Here is an 18368-nt window from a genome sequence, read left to right on the forward strand (position 1 = left end):
ATATTGTCGCATCTAAGGGGTATGATCCGATTGTAACAAAAAAGGGCGCCCAGTGGACGCCCTTTTGTATTTAGTTTTCAGCGCACTTAGTCACGCTCCACACACAGGGCGACACCCATGCCGCCGCCGATGCAGAGGGTCGCGAGACCTTTCTTGGCATCCCGGCGCTTCATTTCGAACAGCAGGGTGTTCAGAACCCGGCAGCCGGACGCGCCGATTGGGTGTCCGATGGCAATTGCACCACCATTGACGTTTACGATCGACGGATCCCAACCCATGTCTTTGTTTACAGCGCAGGCTTGCGCTGCGAAGGCTTCGTTTGCTTCGACCAGATCCAGATCATCGACCGACCATCCAGCTTTCTCCAGCGCCTTGCGCGAAGCGTAGATCGGGCCAACGCCCATGATCGACGGGTCAAGTCCGGCGGTCGCGTAGGATGCAATTCGGGCCAAGGGCTCAATCCCACGCTTTTCGGCATTCTCAGCCGACATCAGCAGGGTGGCAGCGGCACCGTCATTCAGGCCCGAAGCGTTTGCGGCCGTGACAGAACCGTCCTTGGCGAAGGCGGGGCGCAGTTTGCCCATGGCTTCGATTGTCGCGCCGTGGCGGATGTATTCGTCCTTGTCCATCACGATGTCGCCCTTGCGGGTCTTGATGGTGAAGGGCACGATTTCATCGGCGAACTTGCCAGCGTTCTGGGCCGCTTCGGCTTTGTTTTGCGAGGCGACCGCAAATTCATCCTGCATATCGCGGCTGATCTGCCATTTCTCGGCGACGTTCTCAGCCGTTTGACCCATGTGATAGCCGTTGAAGGCATCCCACAGACCATCGCGGATCATCGTGTCGATGTATTTCATGTCACCCATCTTATGACCGGCGCGCAGGGCGGCGGCATGGGGCGACAGGGTCATGTTTTCTTGTCCACCAGCCGCAACTATGTCGGCATCGCCCAATTGGATATGCTGTGCACCCAGAGCAACAGCACGCAGACCCGAACCGCAGACCTGGTTGATGCCCCAAGCCGCGCTTTCCTGCGGCAGGCCCGCATTTATATGCGCCTGGCGCGCTGGGTTCTGACCTTGGGCGGCAGTCAGGACCTGGCCCATGATGGTTTCGCTTACTTCGCCCTTGTCGATCCCGGCACGTTCGACAACTGCTTCAAGGACGGCAGCGCCCAAATCATGTGCGGGGGTGTTCGCAAACGAACCGCTAAAGCTACCGACGCCCGTACGTGCGGCGGATGCGATTACTACGTTGGTCATAAAGTCAATCCTTTACCGTCATGGTCCTGTGGGAAATCTGACGGCGCGGTTTGAGGAGAAGTCTTCTCCGGGTGCAAGAGCGCCTCGTGATCCCCCGCTCAAGCATCTTCTGCAATAGCGCAATGCTGCATCTGCAGCAACGGACAGCTTGTCTCAGAGTGAGCCTTGGCGGTGTTCCGCGTGACCAGCTGCTATCAACTGCCCGTTTTTGCAGCTTTTTCCGAGCTCCAGGGCGGAGTGACTGAAGGCGCTCCATACAGAAAGCCCTGCAGACAATCGACACCGTTTGCGATCAGGAAATGAGCATCTTCGTCACTTTCGACCGATTCGGCAGTGACAAGAATTTCGAATTCCCGCGCAACTGCAATCAGTGCGCGCACCAGCGATTGATTGTCGGGATTGCTGCTGATGCCCCTGATGAACTGCCCATCGATCTTGGCGGCATCGAACAGAAATTCACGAAAGTGGCGAAAGCCAAAGTTACTGGCCCCAAAATCATCCAGCGCAAAGGCGATACCGCGGGCTTGTTGGCGATCCATGAAATCTACCACCAGTTCGGGCACCTGCATCGCCGAAGATTCTGAGATTTCCAGAATCAACCTTTCGCCCAAGCTTGCGTCTTTTTTCAGAAACCTATCCAGCACACGCGACCAGTTGGAATAACCGATGGACCGCGCGGACATGTTGATCGACAGGCGGATGCCAGGGTTGCGGATCAGAGTGCGCAGCCCCATTTCAAGCGCGACGCAATCAAGGTCCCGGCCAATTGGCGTGTTCTCAACCTGTGGCATGAACTCGCGCGCGGGGATGACGCGGCCGGTTTCATCCAATACACGGATGAACCCTTCGTAGAACGCGATTCCCTGAGGAGGATGTGCTTGAACGACAGGCTGGAACGCCAGCCTGCATTGTCTATGCTTTACGGCTTCGGTCGCCATCTGTACCACCGATCGATCCCGTGAAGTGACGGCGGCGCTTAAGGGGTCGTCCGATCCCTCGGGCAGGTCTGCGCGTTTCCTGTTTCCCATGACGTACCGTTCCCCTGATCCCGATGATTTTGGCCGGGGCCAGTTTCAGGGAAGACAGGTAAAACCGGGGTTAACGCTCAAAATTTTATCGCAGGTGGTGGGGCGGAAGATCAGTGTGTTGATTGCCATGCATGACGCAGCGAAGCAGCTGCACCGATAAGCGCTCCTAAAAGTCCCAGCGCGGCCATGACAAATCCCAGCCCCAATAGCGCGGGCATTGCTCCGTTGAGTGCGGCTGTCATTGTGATGACGAGGCCCAGCAAACCTGTGATCGTAGAAATTCTCATCAGCTTTGACATGCGGGCCTCCGGAAATGCACTCTTAAAACATCTCAGGGGATATGGAGCGCTTGTGCCAAATTTCAAGCAAAGAAAAGGTCTTTTTGAGACCTAGGCCCGCTTGGCTGTGGAAGCAGGTGATTTGGTGCCGAACTGCTCGAATCCCGGTGTGCCATGATCTTGCGGATGGCGGACAAGGTGCTTGGCCTTGATCTGTTGGGAATTGTCGCGGCTTCCATCGTGGCTATAGCCCGGAGGGGCAAAACAATAAGCCAGACGTTGGCGCAAGGACAGGCCCGGTTGGGTGGCGTCCCGCCAGATTCCAACCCATTCATGAAACGCCACGCGCAGCGGATTGAACGTGCCGATATTGTGGACAAGCCCATAGTCGACCTTGTCATCTTCTTGCTCGGGGACAAATGTGCCGAACATCTTGTCCCAGATGATAAAGACACCCGCATAGTTGCAATCAAGATATCGCGCATTTCGCCCATGATGGGCGCGGTGGTGACTGGGCGTATTCATGACGGCTTCGAACCAGCGCGGCATTTTGCCGATCGCTTCGGTATGGATCCAGAATTGGTAGATCAGGTTCAGACCTCCGACGAACAGCACCATCGCCGGGTGAAAGCCTAGTAAGATTAGCGGCGCACGTACCACCATCATGAAGGTGAATGTATAGGTCCAGGTCTGCCGCAGCGCCGTTGTGAGGTTGTAATGCTGTGAGCTGTGGTGGTTCACATGACTGGCCCAGACCCAGCGAATGCGGTGCCCAAAGCGGTGCACCCAGTAATACCGCAGATCGTCCAGTACAAAGCACAAGATGATGACCGGGATCGAGGCCCCTAGGTTGAGCGGTGTGATCTGCCACAGCCACATGAAAAACGCATATGCGATGAAGCCCAGCAAAAAGCCCGAGGCGATATTGCCTGCCCCCATGATTAGCGAGGTCAAGGCATCGCGGGTTTCGTACCTACCGCCCCGGCCTTTGATCGCGATCCAAAGGAATTCGGCCAGAATGGCCGCGATGAAGAAGGGCACGGCCCATTGCACCGCGTCGGGAAAACTCACTTGATCGGTCATGCGGGATCCATCAGATTTTGCCAGTGCTGGCGTTCGGTCTCATCAAGGTGGACGATGACCCGAGGAGTGCTGAAATCGTGGAACAGGACTTCAAAGCCTTCGGGATGATCCAGCCAATCGAAATCCCGTAAATGGCGGGCCACGGTATCGGCACCAAAGGACCACAGCAGGCCGGCTCCGGTTTCGGTTCGGATAAGGGCGGCGTGACCATCATGGGCAACGGTCACGTCAATGATGGAATCATCTGGAAAGTGACGCAGCCACTGTTCGTGCGCTGTCTCGGGCGTCAGCACTTGCAAGCGAGACTTGCCCGTCAGATGCAGCAGCAAGGCGACCCCGGCAATGCCGCCGACGACGAGGATCAATAGTATTTCCAGCGGCATTCCATCCTCCTGCAGATAACCTGCAAGCGGCCGATTTGTCTGTCAAAGGTGGCGTGGCGTCAGCCGCTTTCCAGGCTTTCCAGAATCTCATGCTGGACGATGCGTGCGACAAACGGCATTAACCCGTCAGGGCCAGAGGCCCGATCTTTGAGATGGATGCAGATATCGGGCCTGCGCGCGGCGATGATGCCAACCATTTCTCCGCGTATCTTGTCATCAAGACCCGCGCCCATGATCGCACAGGCGATGCGCGGTTCCGCGTCCAGCTGCCGCCGCACCTCATCCTGATCATGCGCGCCCAGCCACTGAATCGGCAGGTGATCCAGTTGTTGTGCCACGTTGCCGATTACATTCGGCAACCGCCCAATCAACAGAACTACCGGTTTCATCGGAGTCTCCCTTTCTTCCGGTCGCAAACGAAAACCGGCCCGTTGGGGCCGGTCTCATTCTAACACAGATTTTCTGCAAGAGCGCGCGGGACCTCAGCTATTGCCTTCGACAAGCGCTGAAATTATCGCCTTGGCACTGTCCGAGTTCCATTCTGCATCACCGATCAGGCGTGCGATCTCATTGCCATCGGGGTCGATGATCACAGTGATCGGCAGGCCAATCACTCCCATTTCGCGTGCAACCGCCTGTTTCGGATCCTGATGACGCGGCAAGTTGTCGATGCCGTTTTCGTCAAAGAACTTCTTGATCCCGGCAGGTGTGTTGCGACCGGTCGCCAGGGTCAGAACCTCGAATTTGTCACCGCCAAACTCCTGTTGCAGTTCAGCGATCTGAGGCATTTCTTTGCGGCACGGCGCACACCATGTGGCCCAGAAGTTCAGCAGCACATACTTGCCTTTGTAGTCGGCCAGCGATCCGGTGCCACCATCATCTTCTAGTTCAAAATCGACCACTTTGACCGGCTTGGGCTCACTATGCAGGATCAGCCGCTTCAGGCTGCCCTCACGCAATGGGCCAAGCGTTGCCGCATCTGTTGCCAAAGCGGCGTTTGCACCCAGCGCTAGGGCCATATAAAGGGGGATCAGACGTAACAGGCGCATATCAACTCCGGGTTTTCTTTCATGACCGATCAATCTTCGAACCAGATGTGGGGCGGCCGCTTTGCCGCTGGTCCAGACGCGATCATGGAGGCGATAAATGCCTCGATCGGGTTCGATCAGCGGATGGCAGCCCAGGACATCGCAGGCTCGCGCGCCCATGCCGCCATGTTGGCTGCCACAGGCGTTATTACTGATAGTGATGCGCACGCCATTCGGGAAGGCCTGCTCACCGTTTTGTCAGAAATTCAGAACGGAGAATTTCAGTTCTCGACTGCGCTGGAAGACATTCACATGAATGTCGAGGCGCGACTGAAAGAGGTGATCGGAGAACCCGCAGGCCGTCTGCACACGGGCCGGTCGCGAAACGACCAGGTGGCGACCGATTTCAAACTCTGGGTTCGCGACCAGCTAGATGCCGCAGAATCCGGTCTTCTGGCTCTGATCCGCGCGCTTTTGGCGCAGGCCGAGGCCGGGGCAGACTGGGTCATGCCCGGTTTCACCCACCTGCAAACCGCGCAGCCAGTAACCTGGGGTCACCACATGATGGCCTATGTCGAGATGTTTGGCCGCGATCTGTCCCGCGTGCGCGACGCCCGTGCCCGGATGAACGAATCCCCCTTGGGCGCAGCCGCGTTGGCCGGGACCTCTTTCCCAATCGACCGCCAGATGACAGCTGAGGCGCTGGGCTTCGACCGCCCCGCAGCCAACTCATTGGACGCTGTCAGCGACCGCGACTTCGCGTTGGAGTTCCTGTCGACCGCCTCGATTTGCGCCATGCACTTGTCGCGCTTTGCCGAGGAATTGGTAATCTGGTCCTCGGCCCAATTCCGGTTTGTATCACTGTCTGATCGCTTCTCGACTGGTTCATCAATCATGCCGCAAAAGAAGAACCCCGATGCAGCTGAGCTCATCCGTGCCAAGGTTGGCCGCATATTTGGTGCGAATACTGGCCTCATGATGGTGATGAAGGGGCTGCCGCTGACCTATTCCAAGGACATGCAGGAAGACAAAGAACAGGTATTTGATGCGGCAGATAACTGGATGCTGGCACTTGCCGCGATGGAAGGCATGGTCAAGGACATGACCGCCAATCGCGAAAGCCTGGCTGCCGCTGCCGGGTCTGGCTTTTCAACTGCGACCGACCTGGCCGACTGGTTGGTCCGCGTGCTGGGCCTGCCCTTCCGCGATGCGCACCATGTCACTGGATCGCTGGTGGCCATGGCTGAAAGCAAGGGCTGCGACCTGCCGGATCTGACGCTGGAGGACATGCAATCGGTCCACGCGGACATCACCGACGACGTCTATTCTGTTCTTACCGTCGAAAATTCGGTAAACTCTCGCCAATCCTATGGCGGCACCGCACCGGATCAGGTGCGGGCCCAGATCAAGCGATGGAAGGCGCTGGTGTAATGCAGATACGACGGGTGGTGCTATTGATTGCGGTCGCAGCGGCCTTGGCCGGGTGTGGTGCCGATGGCGAACCCATACAGCCCACCATGAGCGCAAGCGTCGGCGTAGGCAGCAGCGGCACCTATGGCGGTGTTGGCGTTGGTCTCAGACGCGGTGGGCTGGGCGTTTATCTGGGGCTCTGAACTCCAAAATTGCAATTTACTGATCGCACACCCATCTGCATCTGACACGTCCTGAATGACAAAGAGAAAATGCATGAGACCTGTCGGCCTGATCCTCTGCCTCGCCGTACTTGCAGCTTGCGACCCGTCAGGCGCACCCCGAACGGAACCAACGGCCGCACCTAGCGGGTCCGGGGTCTCGGTTTCAGGATATGCGAGGGTTGGCGCGTCAAAGACGTTCTGAACCGCGACGGTGACCACAACCCTACCGGAATCATTTGATCCACATACCTCTTTTGGTCTAAGCGCGCGGTATGGATCATTTTCTCTACCGCGACGGCGCGCTTTTCGCCGAGGATGTGCCAATCTCCGAAATCGCTGCCGCGGTCGGAACCCCGTTCTATGTCTATTCGACGGCGACGCTGCAGCGGCATTTCAAGCTGTTCGATGACGCGCTTGAGGGCACTGATCACCTAGTCTGCTATGCGATGAAAGCGGCCAGCAATCAGGCCATCCTGAAGACGCTGGCGCAGGCAGGTGCGGGAATGGATGTGGTTTCGGGCGGGGAATATCTGCGCGCCAAAGCCGCGGGCGTGCCCGGAGACAAGATTGTCTTTTCGGGCGTCGGCAAGACAGCGGATGAGATTCGCACCGCTCTGACCGGTGGCATTCGTCAGTTCAACGTCGAATCTGAGCCTGAAATGCAGGTGATTAACGCGGTTGCACAAGAACTGGGCAAGGTCGCGCCGATTACCGTTCGGGTGAACCCGGACGTGGACGCAAAGACCCACGCCAAGATCGCCACTGGCAAGTCCGAGAACAAGTTCGGCATCCCAATCTCGCGTGCGTCCGAGGTTTATGCACTGGCCGCAAGCCTTCCGGGACTGGAGGTGATTGGGATCGATGTCCATATCGGCTCACAACTAACCGAGCTTGAGCCGTTTGAACTGGCTTATATGAAGGTTGCGGAACTGACAGAGCGCCTACGCGCAGAGGGGCATAACATCCGCCGCCTCGATCTGGGCGGTGGTTTGGGTATTCCTTATGCCCGTTCCAACGACGCGCCTCCGCTGCCGGTTGAATATGGTGCGATGGTCAAGAAAACACTGGGCCATCTGGGCTGCGAGATCGAGATTGAGCCCGGTCGACTGATCGCTGGCAATGCGGGTCTGATGGTGTCCAAGGTCATCTATGTTAAATCCGGCGAAGACCGCGATTTCCTGATCCTCGATGGCGCAATGAACGACCTGATCCGCCCCGCGATGTATGAGGCGTATCATGATATAGTGGCGGTCGAAGAACCTGCCGCAGGGGTCGAACAGCGCCCGTATGATATCGTTGGTCCGGTCTGTGAATCCGGGGATACCTTTGCAAAACAACGCAACATGCCGGCTTTGAAATCGGGCGATCTTATCGCATTCCGCAGTGCAGGTGCCTACGGTGCAGTCATGTCTAGCGAATACAATACGCGGCCCCTGATCCCTGAGGTTCTGGTGAACGGGGATCAATTTGCCGTAATTCGTGAACGCCCAAGCTTTGACGAAATCATAAACCGCGATACCATACCTGAGTGGCTTTGACGCGATAGGCGCGTCGGGCCGATCAGGAGGCCCGCCTTGCGCGACAACCAGACCTTGCCAATTCCAAGACTGTCCCTGTGGCTGACGCACGGGGGTATGCTGGCTGAGCAGGTGATGCGCGCCTTCTGGCCGTTCTTTTCTATTCTTATGGCGCTGCTGGCCGCCCTGATGCTGGGTCTGCACGATCTTGTGCGCATTGAAGCCGTTTGGATTTCTGCAGCGATCGGATTGATTGCTTTAATTGCGACAGCGGTTTTGGGAATCAGACGGTTCCACCTGCCAACCCGGGCCGAGGCGCTGGTTCGGCTGGATGAAACCCTGCCCGGACGCCCGATACAAGCACTGATGGACGATCAGGCAATCGGTGCGATGGATGCGGATTCGGTGGCACTGTGGCATGCGCACCAGACGCGCATGGCAGATCGTGCATCAAAGGCCGATCCGGTGAAACCCGACTTGCGGCTGGCGTCTCGCGATCCCTATGCGCTTCGCTATGCTGCCTTATTGGCACTCGTCGTTGCGGCTCTGTTCGGCTCGTTCTGGCGGATAGGCTCGGTCGCTGACATGACGCCGGGGACCGCTCAGGCGGGGCAGGGCCCGACTTGGGAGGGTTGGATTGAACCGCCGCGCTACACCGGGCTGCCAACGCTCTACCTTGCCGATCAGACCGATCCGACGTTGACGGTGCCTAAAGGCAGCCGCATCACACTTCGGTTCTACGGCGAGATCGGCGCGCACAGCCTGACAGAATCTTCGACACCTCTGGGCACCGAAGCCGCGACGGACCCGGAACAGGAATTTGTTGCGGAACGCTCGGGCCAAATGCGGATTGATGGCCCGGCAGGGCGCGATTGGGCGCTTGAGATCCTTCCGGACACTGCGCCCAGGATCGCGACGGCAGGAGTGGCGCAATCAGAGGCTGGCGGACAGATGAAGCTGCCCTTCGCTGCTGCGGATGACTATGGAATCGTCTCCGGCACAGCCCGGATCGAATTGGACCTGCTAGCGGTCAACCGTCAATTCGGTCTTGCGACCGAGCCAGAACCGCGCGAGATCATTACGGTCGAGTTGCCAATGCCGATTACAGGCGATCGGACCGATTTCACCGAAGACTTGATCGAGGATTTCTCGCAGCACCCTTGGGCACATTTGCCGGTGAAAATAACCCTCATGGCCATCGATGCGGCGGATCAAGAGACGGTGGCAGAACCTTATCTGACAGAACTGCCGGCCCGTAGGTTCTTTGACCCATTGGCTGCTGCGGTGATCGAACAGCGGCGCGATCTGCTCTGGTCGCGCGAAAATGCGCTGCGTGTATCGCAATTGCTGCGCGCGGTTTCGCACCTACCCGAGGACCTGTTCCGCTCAGATACAGCGTATCTGCGTCTGCGTGTGATCCTGCGGCGGCTGGAGACCTTCGACAAATACGGCGCACTGAACGTCAAACAGCAGGAAGAAATTGCGCAAGCGCTGTGGGATCTGGCGGTTCTGATCGAGGATGGCACGCTGGCCGACGCACTGGAACGGATGCGCCGTGCGCAGGAGCGTCTGACCGAAGCGATGCAGAACGGTGCCAGCGACGAAGAGATTGCCGAACTGATGCAGGAGCTGCGCGAAGCGACACAGGATTACATGCGGCAACTCCAGCGTCTGGCGCAGGAAAACGGTGAGACGCAGCAAGGACAGCAGGGCCAGAACGGCGAAACCCTGCAGATGACGCAGGATGACCTGCAGCGAATGATGGACCGCATTCAGGAGCTCATGGAACAAGGCCGCATGGCCGAGGCGCAGCAGGCATTAGAAGAGTTCCAGCAAATGATGGAAAACATGCGCGTCACACAAGGGCAGGGCCAAGGTGGCCAGTCCGAAGGACAGCAGGCCATGGAAGGGCTGGCAGAAACCCTGCGCGAACAACAGGGCCTCAGCGATCAGGCATTCCGCGACCTGCAGGAACAGTTCAACCCCGGTGCGCAAGCGGGCGAAAGTCAGGGCAATGAGGGTCGCAACGGTGGTCTGGGACGCGGCCAGAGCCATGAAGGCCAGGGCGGCCAGGGCCAGGGTCAGGATGAGGCTGGTGAAGGCCAGCAAGGTCAGGGGTCACTGGCGGATCGGCAGCAGGCGCTGAGGGATGAGTTGAGACGGCAACAACAAGGTCTGCCCGGCGGTGGTACACCTGAAGGCGACGCTGCGCGCGAAGCATTGGGCCGTGCGGGCCGGGCCATGGACGACGCCGAAGACGCCTTGCGCAGCGATGATCTGGCCGAGGCGATTGACCGTCAATCCGAGGCGATGGAAGCCTTGCGCGAAGGCATGCGTTCACTGGGCGAAGCCCTGGCGCAGAACCAGCAGAACCAGCCGGGTCAAGGGACCGAGGCCGGCGACATGCAGGCCAATAACCGCGATCCATTGGGTCGTACGCCAGGTTCCGCGGGATCAATCTCGACCGACGACAACTTGCTGCAAGGCGAAGATGTATATCGTCGTGCGCGCGAGTTGCTGGATGAAATCCGCCGTAGGACCGGTGAACAGGATCGGCCTCAGATCGAGTTGGAATACCTCAAGCGATTGCTCGAAAGGTTCTAGTTCTGCCCTGCGCCCCCGGTCTGTGTCTCAAGCCAAAGGCGCGCTTGATCGACCAGTGAGACATATGATTTCAGCATCGGATCAGCCTGAGGAACCGCCTCGCTGATCTGAGTGGCATTGCCATAAATCAGAAACAGAATGACGCCGATGATAATGATCAAGGCAAAGCCACGCAGAAACCCACCGGATTTGCGGGCCGGAGCAACGGCTTCAGCTTCGTCCGATGTCAAGTCGCTGCGCAGACCCGAGTTGATCGCCTCAACATCCGGCAGCTCATCTTTCTGACCTGCGTCAGCGGCGGTTTCAGTGGCCGAGGGCCGTTTCGGTTTGACCTTGGGCTCTTCAGGCGGATCCAATGCCAGATCAGGTTGGCTTTCCAGATTGCTGCCTTCACGCTCGCGCAGCTCTGCCTCGCGTGCAGCCTCTTCCTTGAGGATGCTGGATACCGCCGGGTCTACGTTTCCAACACTCAATTCCTCGGGCGCATCGGGTTCTGGTGTGTCTTCTGCCTTAACCTTTTCTGGCTCGGCCTTGGCCGTATCGGGTTCTGGCGCATCCTCTGACTTATCATCTTCCGGTTCGGCAAAGGCTGCCTGGATTGCAGTCGCAGATTTCGCTTCCGGCTCTGCTTTGCTGGCGACTGGATACTTTTCCTGAAACCAGGTCTCTTCGCAAGCCGAGCATTGAACTTCGCGCCCGTCCTCGGGGATCACTTCGTCCGGGACTTCGTACTGGGCGCTGCAATTCGGACACGTTAAACGCATTCTGCCTCCTGGCCTTCAAGGCTGGCCTGATAATAGTTTTTTCAGGGATGATATTCCGTTAAGACCCAACAGCAAAGCGTGTTTTCGGTTTCGCGGGCCAAGTGTCGCCAATTGGCCCCGCCCAAGGCATTGAATCCACCGCTGCGCTCGGGCAAGAGGTGAGCAGAATAAAGGGGGCAGGCGTGATCGAGCTGGAGAATATCAGCTATACCTACGGCGGTGGTGAGTTGCTAAGCGATGTTTCGCTGCAATTACAGCCCGGATCGTTCCACTTTCTGACCGGGCCTTCGGGTGCGGGCAAGACCACATTGCTGAAACTCTGTTATGGCGCGTTGTTGCCAACCTCGGGCAGGTTGATGGCCTTTGGCGAGGATATCGCCCGCATGGACCGTGATCAGATGGCGCTGCTGCGCCGCCGAATTGGCGTGGTGCATCAGGATTGCCGATTTTTGGATCACATGACGCTGGCCGAGAATGTCGCGTTGCCGCTGATGGTCTCGGGGCGCTCTGAAAATGGGCAGCAGGACGATCTGACCGAACTGCTGGGCTGGGTCGGGCTTGGCAGCAGGCTTGAGGCGCACCCGCCTGAACTATCGGGGGGCGAACGCCAGCGTGCCGCATTGGCCCGCGCAGTCATCCTATCGCCCGATGTGGTGCTTGCGGATGAACCCACCGGCAATGTGGACTGGGAGATGTCGCAACGACTTCTGCGCCTGCTGGTTGAATTGAACAGGATGGGAAAAACCGTGCTGATCGCCACCCATGACCTAAGCCTGATCCGCGCCGCCAAAAGCCAGGTTCAGGCTCGCGTTCTGCGCATCGCGCAGCGCCGGGTGCAGCTTGCGGGGGCGGATCTATGAGCAAGGGCACGATCCGCAATTTGCTGCGCCGTGACAGCCGCGCCGACCGGGTGGTGCCACCCACGGGCTTTACCGCGCAATTGACCCTGTTCGTGTCTGGTGCAATGGCCTTTCTGGCGGTTTTTGCGCTGGCTCTTTCGTTAGCCTCGGGCCGTGTGGCGGATCGTTGGGCTTCAGAGTTGGCGGGGGCAGCGACCTTGCGGATCAATGCCCCTGCAGATCAACGTGCGGCGCAAACCGAGGCTGCTTTGAATGTCCTCCAGCAAACGCCGGGTGTGGCTTCGGCTCGCGCGTTGACGAGCGAAGAGCAGGCCACACTGCTGTCACCCTGGTTCGGACCGGACTTGCCTCTGGACACTTTACCAATCCCGCAGCTGATAGAGATTATCGAAGGTGAGCCGGGTCTTGATGCGGCTGGCCTGCGGCTGCGGCTAGGGGCTGAGGTGCCGGGCGCAGTGCTGGATGATCACACTCGCTGGCGCGAGCCATTGGTTGATGCGGCCAATTCACTGCGGCGTCTGGGCTGGATTTCGATCCTGCTGATCGGTGGCGCCACTGCCGCCATGATCACGCTTGCCGCCAACGCCTCGCTTGCCGCCAACGCGCAGATAATCGAGGTTCTGCGTCAGGTCGGCGCGCGGGACCGGTTCATCGCCGGAGCGTTCGTGCGCCGCTTTACGTTCCGGGCGCTGTTTGGGGCAGCGGTTGGCACCTTGCTGGGTATGACGGGTGTATTGTTGCTCCCTGAAGCCTCGGATGCGGGTGGTTTTCTCACTGGCCTTGGGTTTCAGGGTATCGGTTGGATCCTGCCCGTGCTGATCCCGGTATTGGGCGCGGCCGTTGCGTTTCTGGCCACATGGTCAGCCGCGCAGCGCAAGTTGAAGGAGCTTTCGTGATGTTCATGGCTATTCAATGGGTCCGGTCGCTGATCTTTATGATCACCATCTATGCCTGGATGCTGGTGCTGGGGCTTGTCTTTGCCCCCTATGCGCTGTTCGCCAAGCGTGGCGCATTGCGAGCATGCAAAACCTATGCGCGCACAACCAAGTGGTTGGCCCGCTGGATGGTTGGTATTCGCTGCGAAGTGCGCGGGGAAGTCCCACATGGCGAGGTTGTGATCGGCGCCAAGCACCAGTCGTTTCTGGACATCATCATAATCTTCGACGCCATCCCACACGGCAAATTCATCATGAAGCGAGAGCTTCTGTGGACGCCGGTAATCGGAATGTATGCGCGCCGTTTGGGATGTATCCCGGTCAATCGCGGCAAACGCGGGGCGGCGGTTGCGAAGATGGTCAAGGATGTTGCGCGCGAGTTCAGCGAACCCGGTCAGTTGGTGATCTACCCGCAAGGTACGCGCGTCGCGCCAGGGGTACACAAGCCTTACAAGGTTGGAACGGCGGTTCTGTATGAAGGGCTCGGGTTCCCGTGCGTGCCAGTTGCCACCAATGCGGGCGTCTTCTGGCCCAGAACCGGTGTCATGCGCAAGCCAGGCACCGCGATTGTCGATTTCCTCAATCCAATCGAACCCGGCGTTGCGCGGAATGCCTTTCTTGAGCAGCTGGAAAACGTGATTGAGACACGCTCGAACGAATTGATGAGAGAAGTGGGGTTTGACCCGGATGGAATTCGTTAAGGATATCACTGCCCTTGAGGCTCTGTATGGCACGCCCGGCGCAGCCTCCATACGCAAAGTGGCGCGGCGGCTAACACCGCTCTACCGCAAATGGATTATGGCCTCACGCCTGTGTGTCCTCAGCACCGTCGGCTCCGAAGGTGTCGATGGCAGCCCGCGTGGAGATGAAGGGCCAGTTGTGTTGGAACTGGACCAAGGCACCCTGGCACTGCCGGATTGGCGGGGAAACAACCGCTTGGATTCCCTGCGAAATATCGTACTCGATCCACGCGTCTCATTGTTGTTCATGGTGCCCGGTTCGAACAATGTGGTTCGGGTAAATGGGAACGCTCAACTGACTGATGATGAAGCCCTGCGCGCCCGGTTCGAAAAACACGGAAAACGCCCCGCAACCGTCATCGTAATCGAGATATCCGAGATTTACACACAATGCGAGCGCGCCCTGATCCGGGCCAGAACCTGGAGTGGCCACGATGAAAGCGAGGGCCTGCCGACGGCTGGCGAGATATTGTCGGAAATGACGTCAGGAGAGGAAGGCGGCGCGCAATATGATCAGGAATGGGGTGCCCGCGCCGCTAAAACCATGTGGTAGGCAAGGATGGCTCTGATTCAGCCGATCACCTCACCGATCAGCATCTGCGGTTTGACATTGGTGAAGTTTGGCAGATCGGCCAGGACAGGGCCTGCCTTTGACATAGCGTCGTTCATGGCGTCCTGATCTTCAAATATGATCGTTGCGATCGCGTAGTGACCCGCCGCCTCATCCGGGCCTCCCGCAATGCCTTTGGTTACGACCGTACGTTCGATATGTGACCCCATGTGCTCGCCGACAAGCGGAAGATGTGTGCCGACATAATAGTCGAAATCGAAATGTGTTTCTGTACCTATGGGATAGATCACCTGTAAACTGACGCTCATCTGACTTCCTTTCCAAAAGCAATGGAGTCAGTAAACCGCGTCTGATCACCTGCCGCAAATGGTTTTGAGCGACACGGGGTGCCGCTCAAGGAGACTAGGTAGAGGACCTGCTCAGGTTGGGTCAGCTGTGAATTGGCCCGTCACCACAGGCGAGCGCCGCCTCGCGCACTGCTTCGGAATAGGTCGGGTGAGCGTGACAGGTCAGGGCCAGATCTTCGGCTGATGCGCCGAATTCCATGGCGACGCAAACCTCGTGGATCAGGTCTCCGGCCGCGGGGCCGATGATATGCGCGCCCAGAATGCGATCGGTTTCTTTGTCTGCCAGAATCTTGACGAACCCGTCGGCTGCGAAATTCGCCTTGGCCCGGCCATTGCCCATGAACATGAACTTGCCGACCTTGTAGGCGCGGCCCTGTTCTTTGAGTGTCGCTTCGGTCTCACCCACATTGGCCACCTCGGGCCAAGTGTAGATGACCCCAGGAATAACACCATAGTTCACATGACCATGCTTGCCTGCAACCTGCTCGGCTGCGGCCATGCCCTCGTCTTCAGCCTTGTGGGCCAGCATCGGGCCTTCGGTCACGTCGCCGATGGCGTAGATGCCCGGCACGTTGGTCTGCCAATCACTGCCGACCTTGATCTGGCCGCGCGGGGTCATCTCGACGCCTAAAGCATCCAGCCCCAGACCCTCCGAATAGGGCTTGCGCCCGGTGGCCACCAGCACGGCATCAGCATCGATGACGTGCTCGCTGTCATCCTTGAGCAGCTTGTACGTTACCTTGGCTTTGGTCTTGGTGGCTTCGGTCTTTTGCACCGCAGCGCCCATGACGAACTTCAAACCCTGTTTCTTCAGGATGCGCTGGAAAGTCTTCTGAACCTCGGGGTCCATACCCGGCGTGATTTCCTTGAGGAATTCGATCACCGTCACCTCTGCGCCCAAACGGCTGTAGACCGAGCCCAATTCAAGCCCGATCACACCGGCACCGATCACAATCATTTTCTTGGGAACTTTGCCCAGAGACAACGCGCCAGTCGAAGTCACTACGACCTTTTCGTCAACCTCGACGCCGGGCAGCGCTGACGGCTCAGAACCCGACGCGATAATGATGTTCTTGGTCTCATGGACCTCATCACCAACCTCGACCTTGCCCGCAGCAGGGATTGAGCCCCAGCCTTTCAGCCAATCGATCTTGTTCTTCTTGAACAGAAACTCGATGCCCTTGGTGTTGCCATCGATGACCTCGTCCTTGTAGGCCTGCATCTGCTTCCAATCGACCGAAGGTGACTTCCCCTTCAAACCCATCTTTGCAAAGTTGTGTTCGGCTTCGTGCAACTGATGGCTGGCATGCAACAATGCTTTCGAGGGGATGCAGCCCACGTTCAGGCAAGTCCCACCCAGCGTCTCGCGCCCCTCGACAACTGCGGTTTTAAGGCCCAGTTGGGCGCAACGGATGGCGCAGACATAGCCGCCGGGTCCGGCGCCGATTACGATGACGTCATAATTTGCCATTACATTCTCCTAAATCGACCGGGTGATCCGGCAGCGTCCCGATCCGGTGTGGTGGGTCGGGTACCTATATTTCAAACGGGTTCCAGCAGCTTGATTGATATATGCGCAATGCCGCCGCGTTCGTGGTGCATCGCCAGTTCTTCGGACCCAAAAAAGGCTTTGGCCTTATCCAGATTCATAACCTCGAACATCGCTATCGCATGATCCCGCTGATCTGGATCGCGCCAGACATGCAGGTCGCGGATACCCGCGGCCTTGCGCATCGGTTGATCCTCGCGGAACACTTTCAGCCAGGCATCGAAATCGGCCACATCGGCTTGCCACAGTACATGAGTCGCCATCTTAAAGATCCATCAGCAGGCGACGCGGGTCTTCCAGCGCCTCTTTTACGCGGACAAGGAATGTCACAGCACCCTTGCCGTCCACAATACGGTGATCATAGGACAGCGCCAGATACATCATCGGGCGGATTTTGATCTCACCATTGATGACCATGGGACGATCCTGGATCTTGTGCATGCCCAGAATGCCCGATTGCGGCGGGTTCAGGATCGGTGAAGACATCAGCGAGCCGTAGACGCCTCCGTTCGAGATCGTGAAAGTGCCGCCCTGCATTTCCGCCATCGAGAGTTTACCATCACGGGCGCGCTTGCCCTTTTCGGCGATGGCTTTCTCGATCGCTGCGAAAGACATCGAGTCCGCATCCCGGATGACTGGAACCACCAGCCCTTGCGGCGTACCTGCGGCCACACCCATATGCACGAAGTTCTTGTAGACGATGTCATTGCCGTCGATCTCGGCATTCACTTCGGGCACTTCTTTCAGCGCATGACAGCAGGCCTTGGTGAAAAAGGACATAAAGCCCAGACGTACGCCATGCTTCTTCTCGAACTGGTCCTTGTACTGGTTGCGCAAGGCCATCACCTCAGTCATGTCCACCTCGTTATAGGTGGTCAGGATCGCGGCGGTGTTCTGCGCGTCCTTCAGGCGCTTGGCGATGGTCTGGCGCAGACGGGTCATGCGCACGCGCTCTTCGCGGCTCGCATCCTCGGCAGCCACAGGCGCGCGCGGAGCTTGGGCAGCGGGGGCGGGCACAGCCGCCGCAGGCGCTGGGGCCGTAGCTGCTGCAACTGCCTTTTCCACGTCTTCTTTCATGATACGACCATCGCGTCCGGTGCCAGTGACCTGATCCGCAGACAGACCAGCTTCGGCCATCGCTTTCTCAGCCGATGGAGCGTTGGACACGTCTTTACCGGTGCTGGCTGCAGCCGGAGCAGCGACGACCGCCACCGGAGCCGCTGCCGCACCTGCGGCTGCGCCCGAGATCACCGCCAATTTGGCAGAAGCATCGACCGTGCTGCCTTCAGGCGCAACGATTTCAGCCAGAACGCCTGCCGCCGGGGCAGGGACCTCGACCGAGACCTTGTCGGTTTCCAATTCGCACAGCATTTCATCCTGTGCAACGCTGTCGCCGACCTGTTTGAACCATGTCGAGACTGTAGCCTCGGTGACGGATTCACCCAATGTCGGCACCATCACATCTACACTGCCGCCTGATGCTGCGGGTGCCGCTGCCGCCGGGGCCGGGGCCGGGGCCGCCGCTGCCGGAGCAGGCGCAGCCCCTTCGCCCGCCGCAATCGTGGCAAGCAGGGCATCGACGCCCACGGTCTCACCTTCGGCTGCAACGATCTCACCCATCACGCCAGCAGCGGGTGAGGGCACCTCGACCGTGACCTTGTCGGTCTCAAGTTCACATAGCATCTCATCTACGGCGACTGCATCGCCGGGTTTTTTGAACCAAGTCGCAACGGTGGCTTCGGTGACAGACTCGCCCAGCGTGGGAACACGAACTTCAATCGTCAT

The 18368-nt window shown here is 58.5% G+C and carries 20 protein-coding genes; 8 read left to right on the forward strand and 12 right to left on the reverse strand.

Translation table 11 applies throughout. The annotated features are described in order from the left end of the window. Positions 1 to 86: 86 nt before the first annotated feature. From ACR0A1_RS15575 to ACR0A1_RS15605, 7 genes are all read right to left on the reverse strand, one after another. Complete coding sequence (locus ACR0A1_RS15575) at positions 87 to 1262, reverse strand: acetyl-CoA C-acetyltransferase (RefSeq protein WP_170395746.1); 1176 nt, start codon at positions 1260 to 1262, stop codon at positions 87 to 89. 194 nt (positions 1263 to 1456) lie between these two features. Next, positions 1457 to 2290 carry an EAL domain-containing protein gene (locus tag ACR0A1_RS15580; RefSeq protein WP_170626183.1) on the reverse strand — a complete coding sequence of 278 codons (834 nt, stop codon included), beginning with the start codon at positions 2288 to 2290 and terminating at the stop codon, positions 1457 to 1459. A gap of 110 nt (positions 2291 to 2400) precedes the next feature. Beyond that, a complete protein-coding gene (locus ACR0A1_RS15585; RefSeq protein WP_170395750.1) occupies positions 2401 to 2589 on the reverse strand; it encodes a hypothetical protein in 189 nt (62 codons plus the stop codon). 90 nt (positions 2590 to 2679) lie between these two features. Then, positions 2680 to 3651 carry a sterol desaturase family protein gene (locus ACR0A1_RS15590; protein ID WP_480763396.1) on the reverse strand — a complete coding sequence of 324 codons (972 nt, stop codon included), beginning with the start codon at positions 3649 to 3651 and terminating at the stop codon, positions 2680 to 2682. After that, entirely contained in the window at positions 3648 to 4034 is a 387-nt protein-coding gene (locus ACR0A1_RS15595; protein WP_170408353.1) for a hypothetical protein, read from the reverse strand. Before ACR0A1_RS15595 ends, ACR0A1_RS15590 begins: the two co-directional genes overlap by 4 nt. Positions 4035 to 4093: 59 nt before the next feature. Continuing rightward, positions 4094 to 4423: a hypothetical protein gene (locus ACR0A1_RS15600; RefSeq protein WP_170395756.1), complete on the reverse strand. Its 330-nt coding sequence runs from the start codon at positions 4421 to 4423 to the stop codon at positions 4094 to 4096. A gap of 93 nt (positions 4424 to 4516) precedes the next feature. Further along, the gene (locus ACR0A1_RS15605; protein WP_170395758.1) at positions 4517 to 5083 is read right to left on the reverse strand and encodes a TlpA disulfide reductase family protein; all 567 of its coding nucleotides are present in this window, start codon (positions 5081 to 5083) and stop codon (positions 4517 to 4519) included. 21 nt (positions 5084 to 5104) lie between these two features. Between ACR0A1_RS15605 and argH the strand changes: the two genes are divergently transcribed. The 4 genes from argH (at position 5105) to ACR0A1_RS15625 (ending at position 10817) form a co-directional block, all read left to right on the forward strand. Then, on the forward strand, positions 5105 to 6493 hold the full coding sequence (argH, locus tag ACR0A1_RS15610) for an argininosuccinate lyase (RefSeq protein ID WP_170408352.1): 1389 nt from the start codon (positions 5105 to 5107) through the stop codon (positions 6491 to 6493). Continuing rightward, positions 6493 to 6675 (forward strand): argininosuccinate lyase, encoded by a 183-nt coding sequence (locus ACR0A1_RS15615; protein ID WP_170395762.1) that lies wholly within the window; start codon positions 6493 to 6495, stop codon positions 6673 to 6675. Before argH ends, ACR0A1_RS15615 begins: the two co-directional genes overlap by 1 nt. Before the next feature lie 293 nt (positions 6676 to 6968). Beyond that, positions 6969 to 8234 (forward strand): diaminopimelate decarboxylase, encoded by a 1266-nt coding sequence (gene lysA, locus ACR0A1_RS15620; RefSeq protein WP_480868273.1) that lies wholly within the window; start codon positions 6969 to 6971, stop codon positions 8232 to 8234. Positions 8235 to 8330: 96 nt separating this feature from the next. Next, a complete protein-coding gene (locus ACR0A1_RS15625; RefSeq protein ID WP_480707226.1) occupies positions 8331 to 10817 on the forward strand; it encodes a TIGR02302 family protein in 2487 nt (828 codons plus the stop codon). On the opposite strand, the gene ACR0A1_RS15630 is transcribed toward ACR0A1_RS15625, so the two are convergent. Beyond that, positions 10814 to 11581, reverse strand: coding sequence for a zinc-ribbon domain-containing protein (locus ACR0A1_RS15630; RefSeq protein WP_480868275.1), 768 nt, complete (start codon positions 11579 to 11581; stop codon positions 10814 to 10816). The genes ACR0A1_RS15625 and ACR0A1_RS15630 overlap by 4 nt on opposite strands. A gap of 182 nt (positions 11582 to 11763) precedes the next feature. Between ACR0A1_RS15630 and ACR0A1_RS15635 the strand changes: the two genes are divergently transcribed. Genes ACR0A1_RS15635 through ACR0A1_RS15650 form a run of 4 tightly spaced genes read left to right on the forward strand, consistent with a single transcriptional unit; the run spans position 11764 to position 14669 of the window. Further along, positions 11764 to 12441 carry a cell division ATP-binding protein FtsE gene (locus tag ACR0A1_RS15635; protein ID WP_170423929.1) on the forward strand — a complete coding sequence of 226 codons (678 nt, stop codon included), beginning with the start codon at positions 11764 to 11766 and terminating at the stop codon, positions 12439 to 12441. Beyond that, a complete protein-coding gene (locus ACR0A1_RS15640; RefSeq protein WP_170408348.1) occupies positions 12438 to 13337 on the forward strand; it encodes an FtsX-like permease family protein in 900 nt (299 codons plus the stop codon). Before ACR0A1_RS15635 ends, ACR0A1_RS15640 begins: the two co-directional genes overlap by 4 nt. Further along, positions 13337 to 14077, forward strand: coding sequence for a lysophospholipid acyltransferase family protein (locus ACR0A1_RS15645; protein ID WP_170395772.1), 741 nt, complete (start codon positions 13337 to 13339; stop codon positions 14075 to 14077). The genes ACR0A1_RS15640 and ACR0A1_RS15645 overlap by 1 nt, the downstream gene beginning before the upstream one ends. Next, positions 14064 to 14669 carry a pyridoxamine 5'-phosphate oxidase family protein gene (locus ACR0A1_RS15650; RefSeq protein WP_480868277.1) on the forward strand — a complete coding sequence of 202 codons (606 nt, stop codon included), beginning with the start codon at positions 14064 to 14066 and terminating at the stop codon, positions 14667 to 14669. The genes ACR0A1_RS15645 and ACR0A1_RS15650 overlap by 14 nt, the downstream gene beginning before the upstream one ends. Positions 14670 to 14686: 17 nt before the next feature. Here the strand turns inward: ACR0A1_RS15650 and ACR0A1_RS15655 are convergent, their stop codons facing one another. From ACR0A1_RS15655 to odhB, 4 genes are all read right to left on the reverse strand, one after another. Beyond that, positions 14687 to 14995: an EthD family reductase gene (locus ACR0A1_RS15655; protein ID WP_170664026.1), complete on the reverse strand. Its 309-nt coding sequence runs from the start codon at positions 14993 to 14995 to the stop codon at positions 14687 to 14689. 121 nt (positions 14996 to 15116) lie between these two features. Next, entirely contained in the window at positions 15117 to 16505 is a 1389-nt protein-coding gene (lpdA, locus tag ACR0A1_RS15660; protein ID WP_480868279.1) for a dihydrolipoyl dehydrogenase, read from the reverse strand. Positions 16506 to 16576: 71 nt separating this feature from the next. Next, positions 16577 to 16846: a hypothetical protein gene (locus ACR0A1_RS15665; RefSeq protein ID WP_170395780.1), complete on the reverse strand. Its 270-nt coding sequence runs from the start codon at positions 16844 to 16846 to the stop codon at positions 16577 to 16579. A 1-nt stretch (position 16847) separates the two neighbouring features. Beyond that, positions 16848 to 18368, reverse strand: coding sequence for a 2-oxoglutarate dehydrogenase complex dihydrolipoyllysine-residue succinyltransferase (gene odhB / locus ACR0A1_RS15670; protein WP_480868281.1), 1521 nt, complete (start codon positions 18366 to 18368; stop codon positions 16848 to 16850).

The sequence above is a fragment of the Ruegeria sp. D6 genome (assembly GCF_056534365.1).

What these genes read in the sequence shown, in the direction of transcription:
- ACR0A1_RS15575 (WP_170395746.1), bottom strand. Translation starts at nt 1,262, where the DNA reads ATGACCAACGTAGTAATCGCATCCGCCGCACGTACGGGCGTCGGTAGC.
- ACR0A1_RS15580 (WP_170626183.1), bottom strand. Translation starts at nt 2,290, where the DNA reads ATGGGAAACAGGAAACGCGCAGACCTGCCCGAGGGATCGGACGACCCC.
- ACR0A1_RS15585 (WP_170395750.1), bottom strand. Translation starts at nt 2,589, where the DNA reads ATGTCAAAGCTGATGAGAATTTCTACGATCACAGGTTTGCTGGGCCTC.
- ACR0A1_RS15590 (WP_480763396.1), bottom strand. Translation starts at nt 3,651, where the DNA reads ATGACCGATCAAGTGAGTTTTCCCGACGCGGTGCAATGGGCCGTGCCC.
- ACR0A1_RS15595 (WP_170408353.1), bottom strand. Translation starts at nt 4,034, where the DNA reads ATGCCGCTGGAAATACTATTGATCCTCGTCGTCGGCGGCATTGCCGGG.
- ACR0A1_RS15600 (WP_170395756.1), bottom strand. Translation starts at nt 4,423, where the DNA reads ATGAAACCGGTAGTTCTGTTGATTGGGCGGTTGCCGAATGTAATCGGC.
- ACR0A1_RS15605 (WP_170395758.1), bottom strand. Translation starts at nt 5,083, where the DNA reads ATGCGCCTGTTACGTCTGATCCCCCTTTATATGGCCCTAGCGCTGGGT.
- argH (WP_170408352.1), top strand. Translation starts at nt 5,105, where the DNA reads ATGACCGATCAATCTTCGAACCAGATGTGGGGCGGCCGCTTTGCCGCT.
- ACR0A1_RS15615 (WP_170395762.1), top strand. Translation starts at nt 6,493, where the DNA reads ATGCAGATACGACGGGTGGTGCTATTGATTGCGGTCGCAGCGGCCTTG.
- lysA (WP_480868273.1), top strand. Translation starts at nt 6,969, where the DNA reads ATGGATCATTTTCTCTACCGCGACGGCGCGCTTTTCGCCGAGGATGTG.
- ACR0A1_RS15625 (WP_480707226.1), top strand. Translation starts at nt 8,331, where the DNA reads ATGCTGGCTGAGCAGGTGATGCGCGCCTTCTGGCCGTTCTTTTCTATT.
- ACR0A1_RS15630 (WP_480868275.1), bottom strand. Translation starts at nt 11,581, where the DNA reads ATGCGTTTAACGTGTCCGAATTGCAGCGCCCAGTACGAAGTCCCGGAC.
- ACR0A1_RS15640 (WP_170408348.1), top strand. Translation starts at nt 12,438, where the DNA reads ATGAGCAAGGGCACGATCCGCAATTTGCTGCGCCGTGACAGCCGCGCC.
- ACR0A1_RS15645 (WP_170395772.1), top strand. Translation starts at nt 13,337, where the DNA reads ATGTTCATGGCTATTCAATGGGTCCGGTCGCTGATCTTTATGATCACC.
- ACR0A1_RS15650 (WP_480868277.1), top strand. Translation starts at nt 14,064, where the DNA reads ATGGAATTCGTTAAGGATATCACTGCCCTTGAGGCTCTGTATGGCACG.
- ACR0A1_RS15655 (WP_170664026.1), bottom strand. Translation starts at nt 14,995, where the DNA reads ATGAGCGTCAGTTTACAGGTGATCTATCCCATAGGTACAGAAACACAT.
- lpdA (WP_480868279.1), bottom strand. Translation starts at nt 16,505, where the DNA reads ATGGCAAATTATGACGTCATCGTAATCGGCGCCGGACCCGGCGGCTAT.
- ACR0A1_RS15665 (WP_170395780.1), bottom strand. Translation starts at nt 16,846, where the DNA reads ATGGCGACTCATGTACTGTGGCAAGCCGATGTGGCCGATTTCGATGCC.
- odhB (WP_480868281.1), bottom strand. Translation starts at nt 18,368, where the DNA reads ATGACGATTGAAGTTCGTGTTCCCACGCTGGGCGAGTCTGTCACCGAA.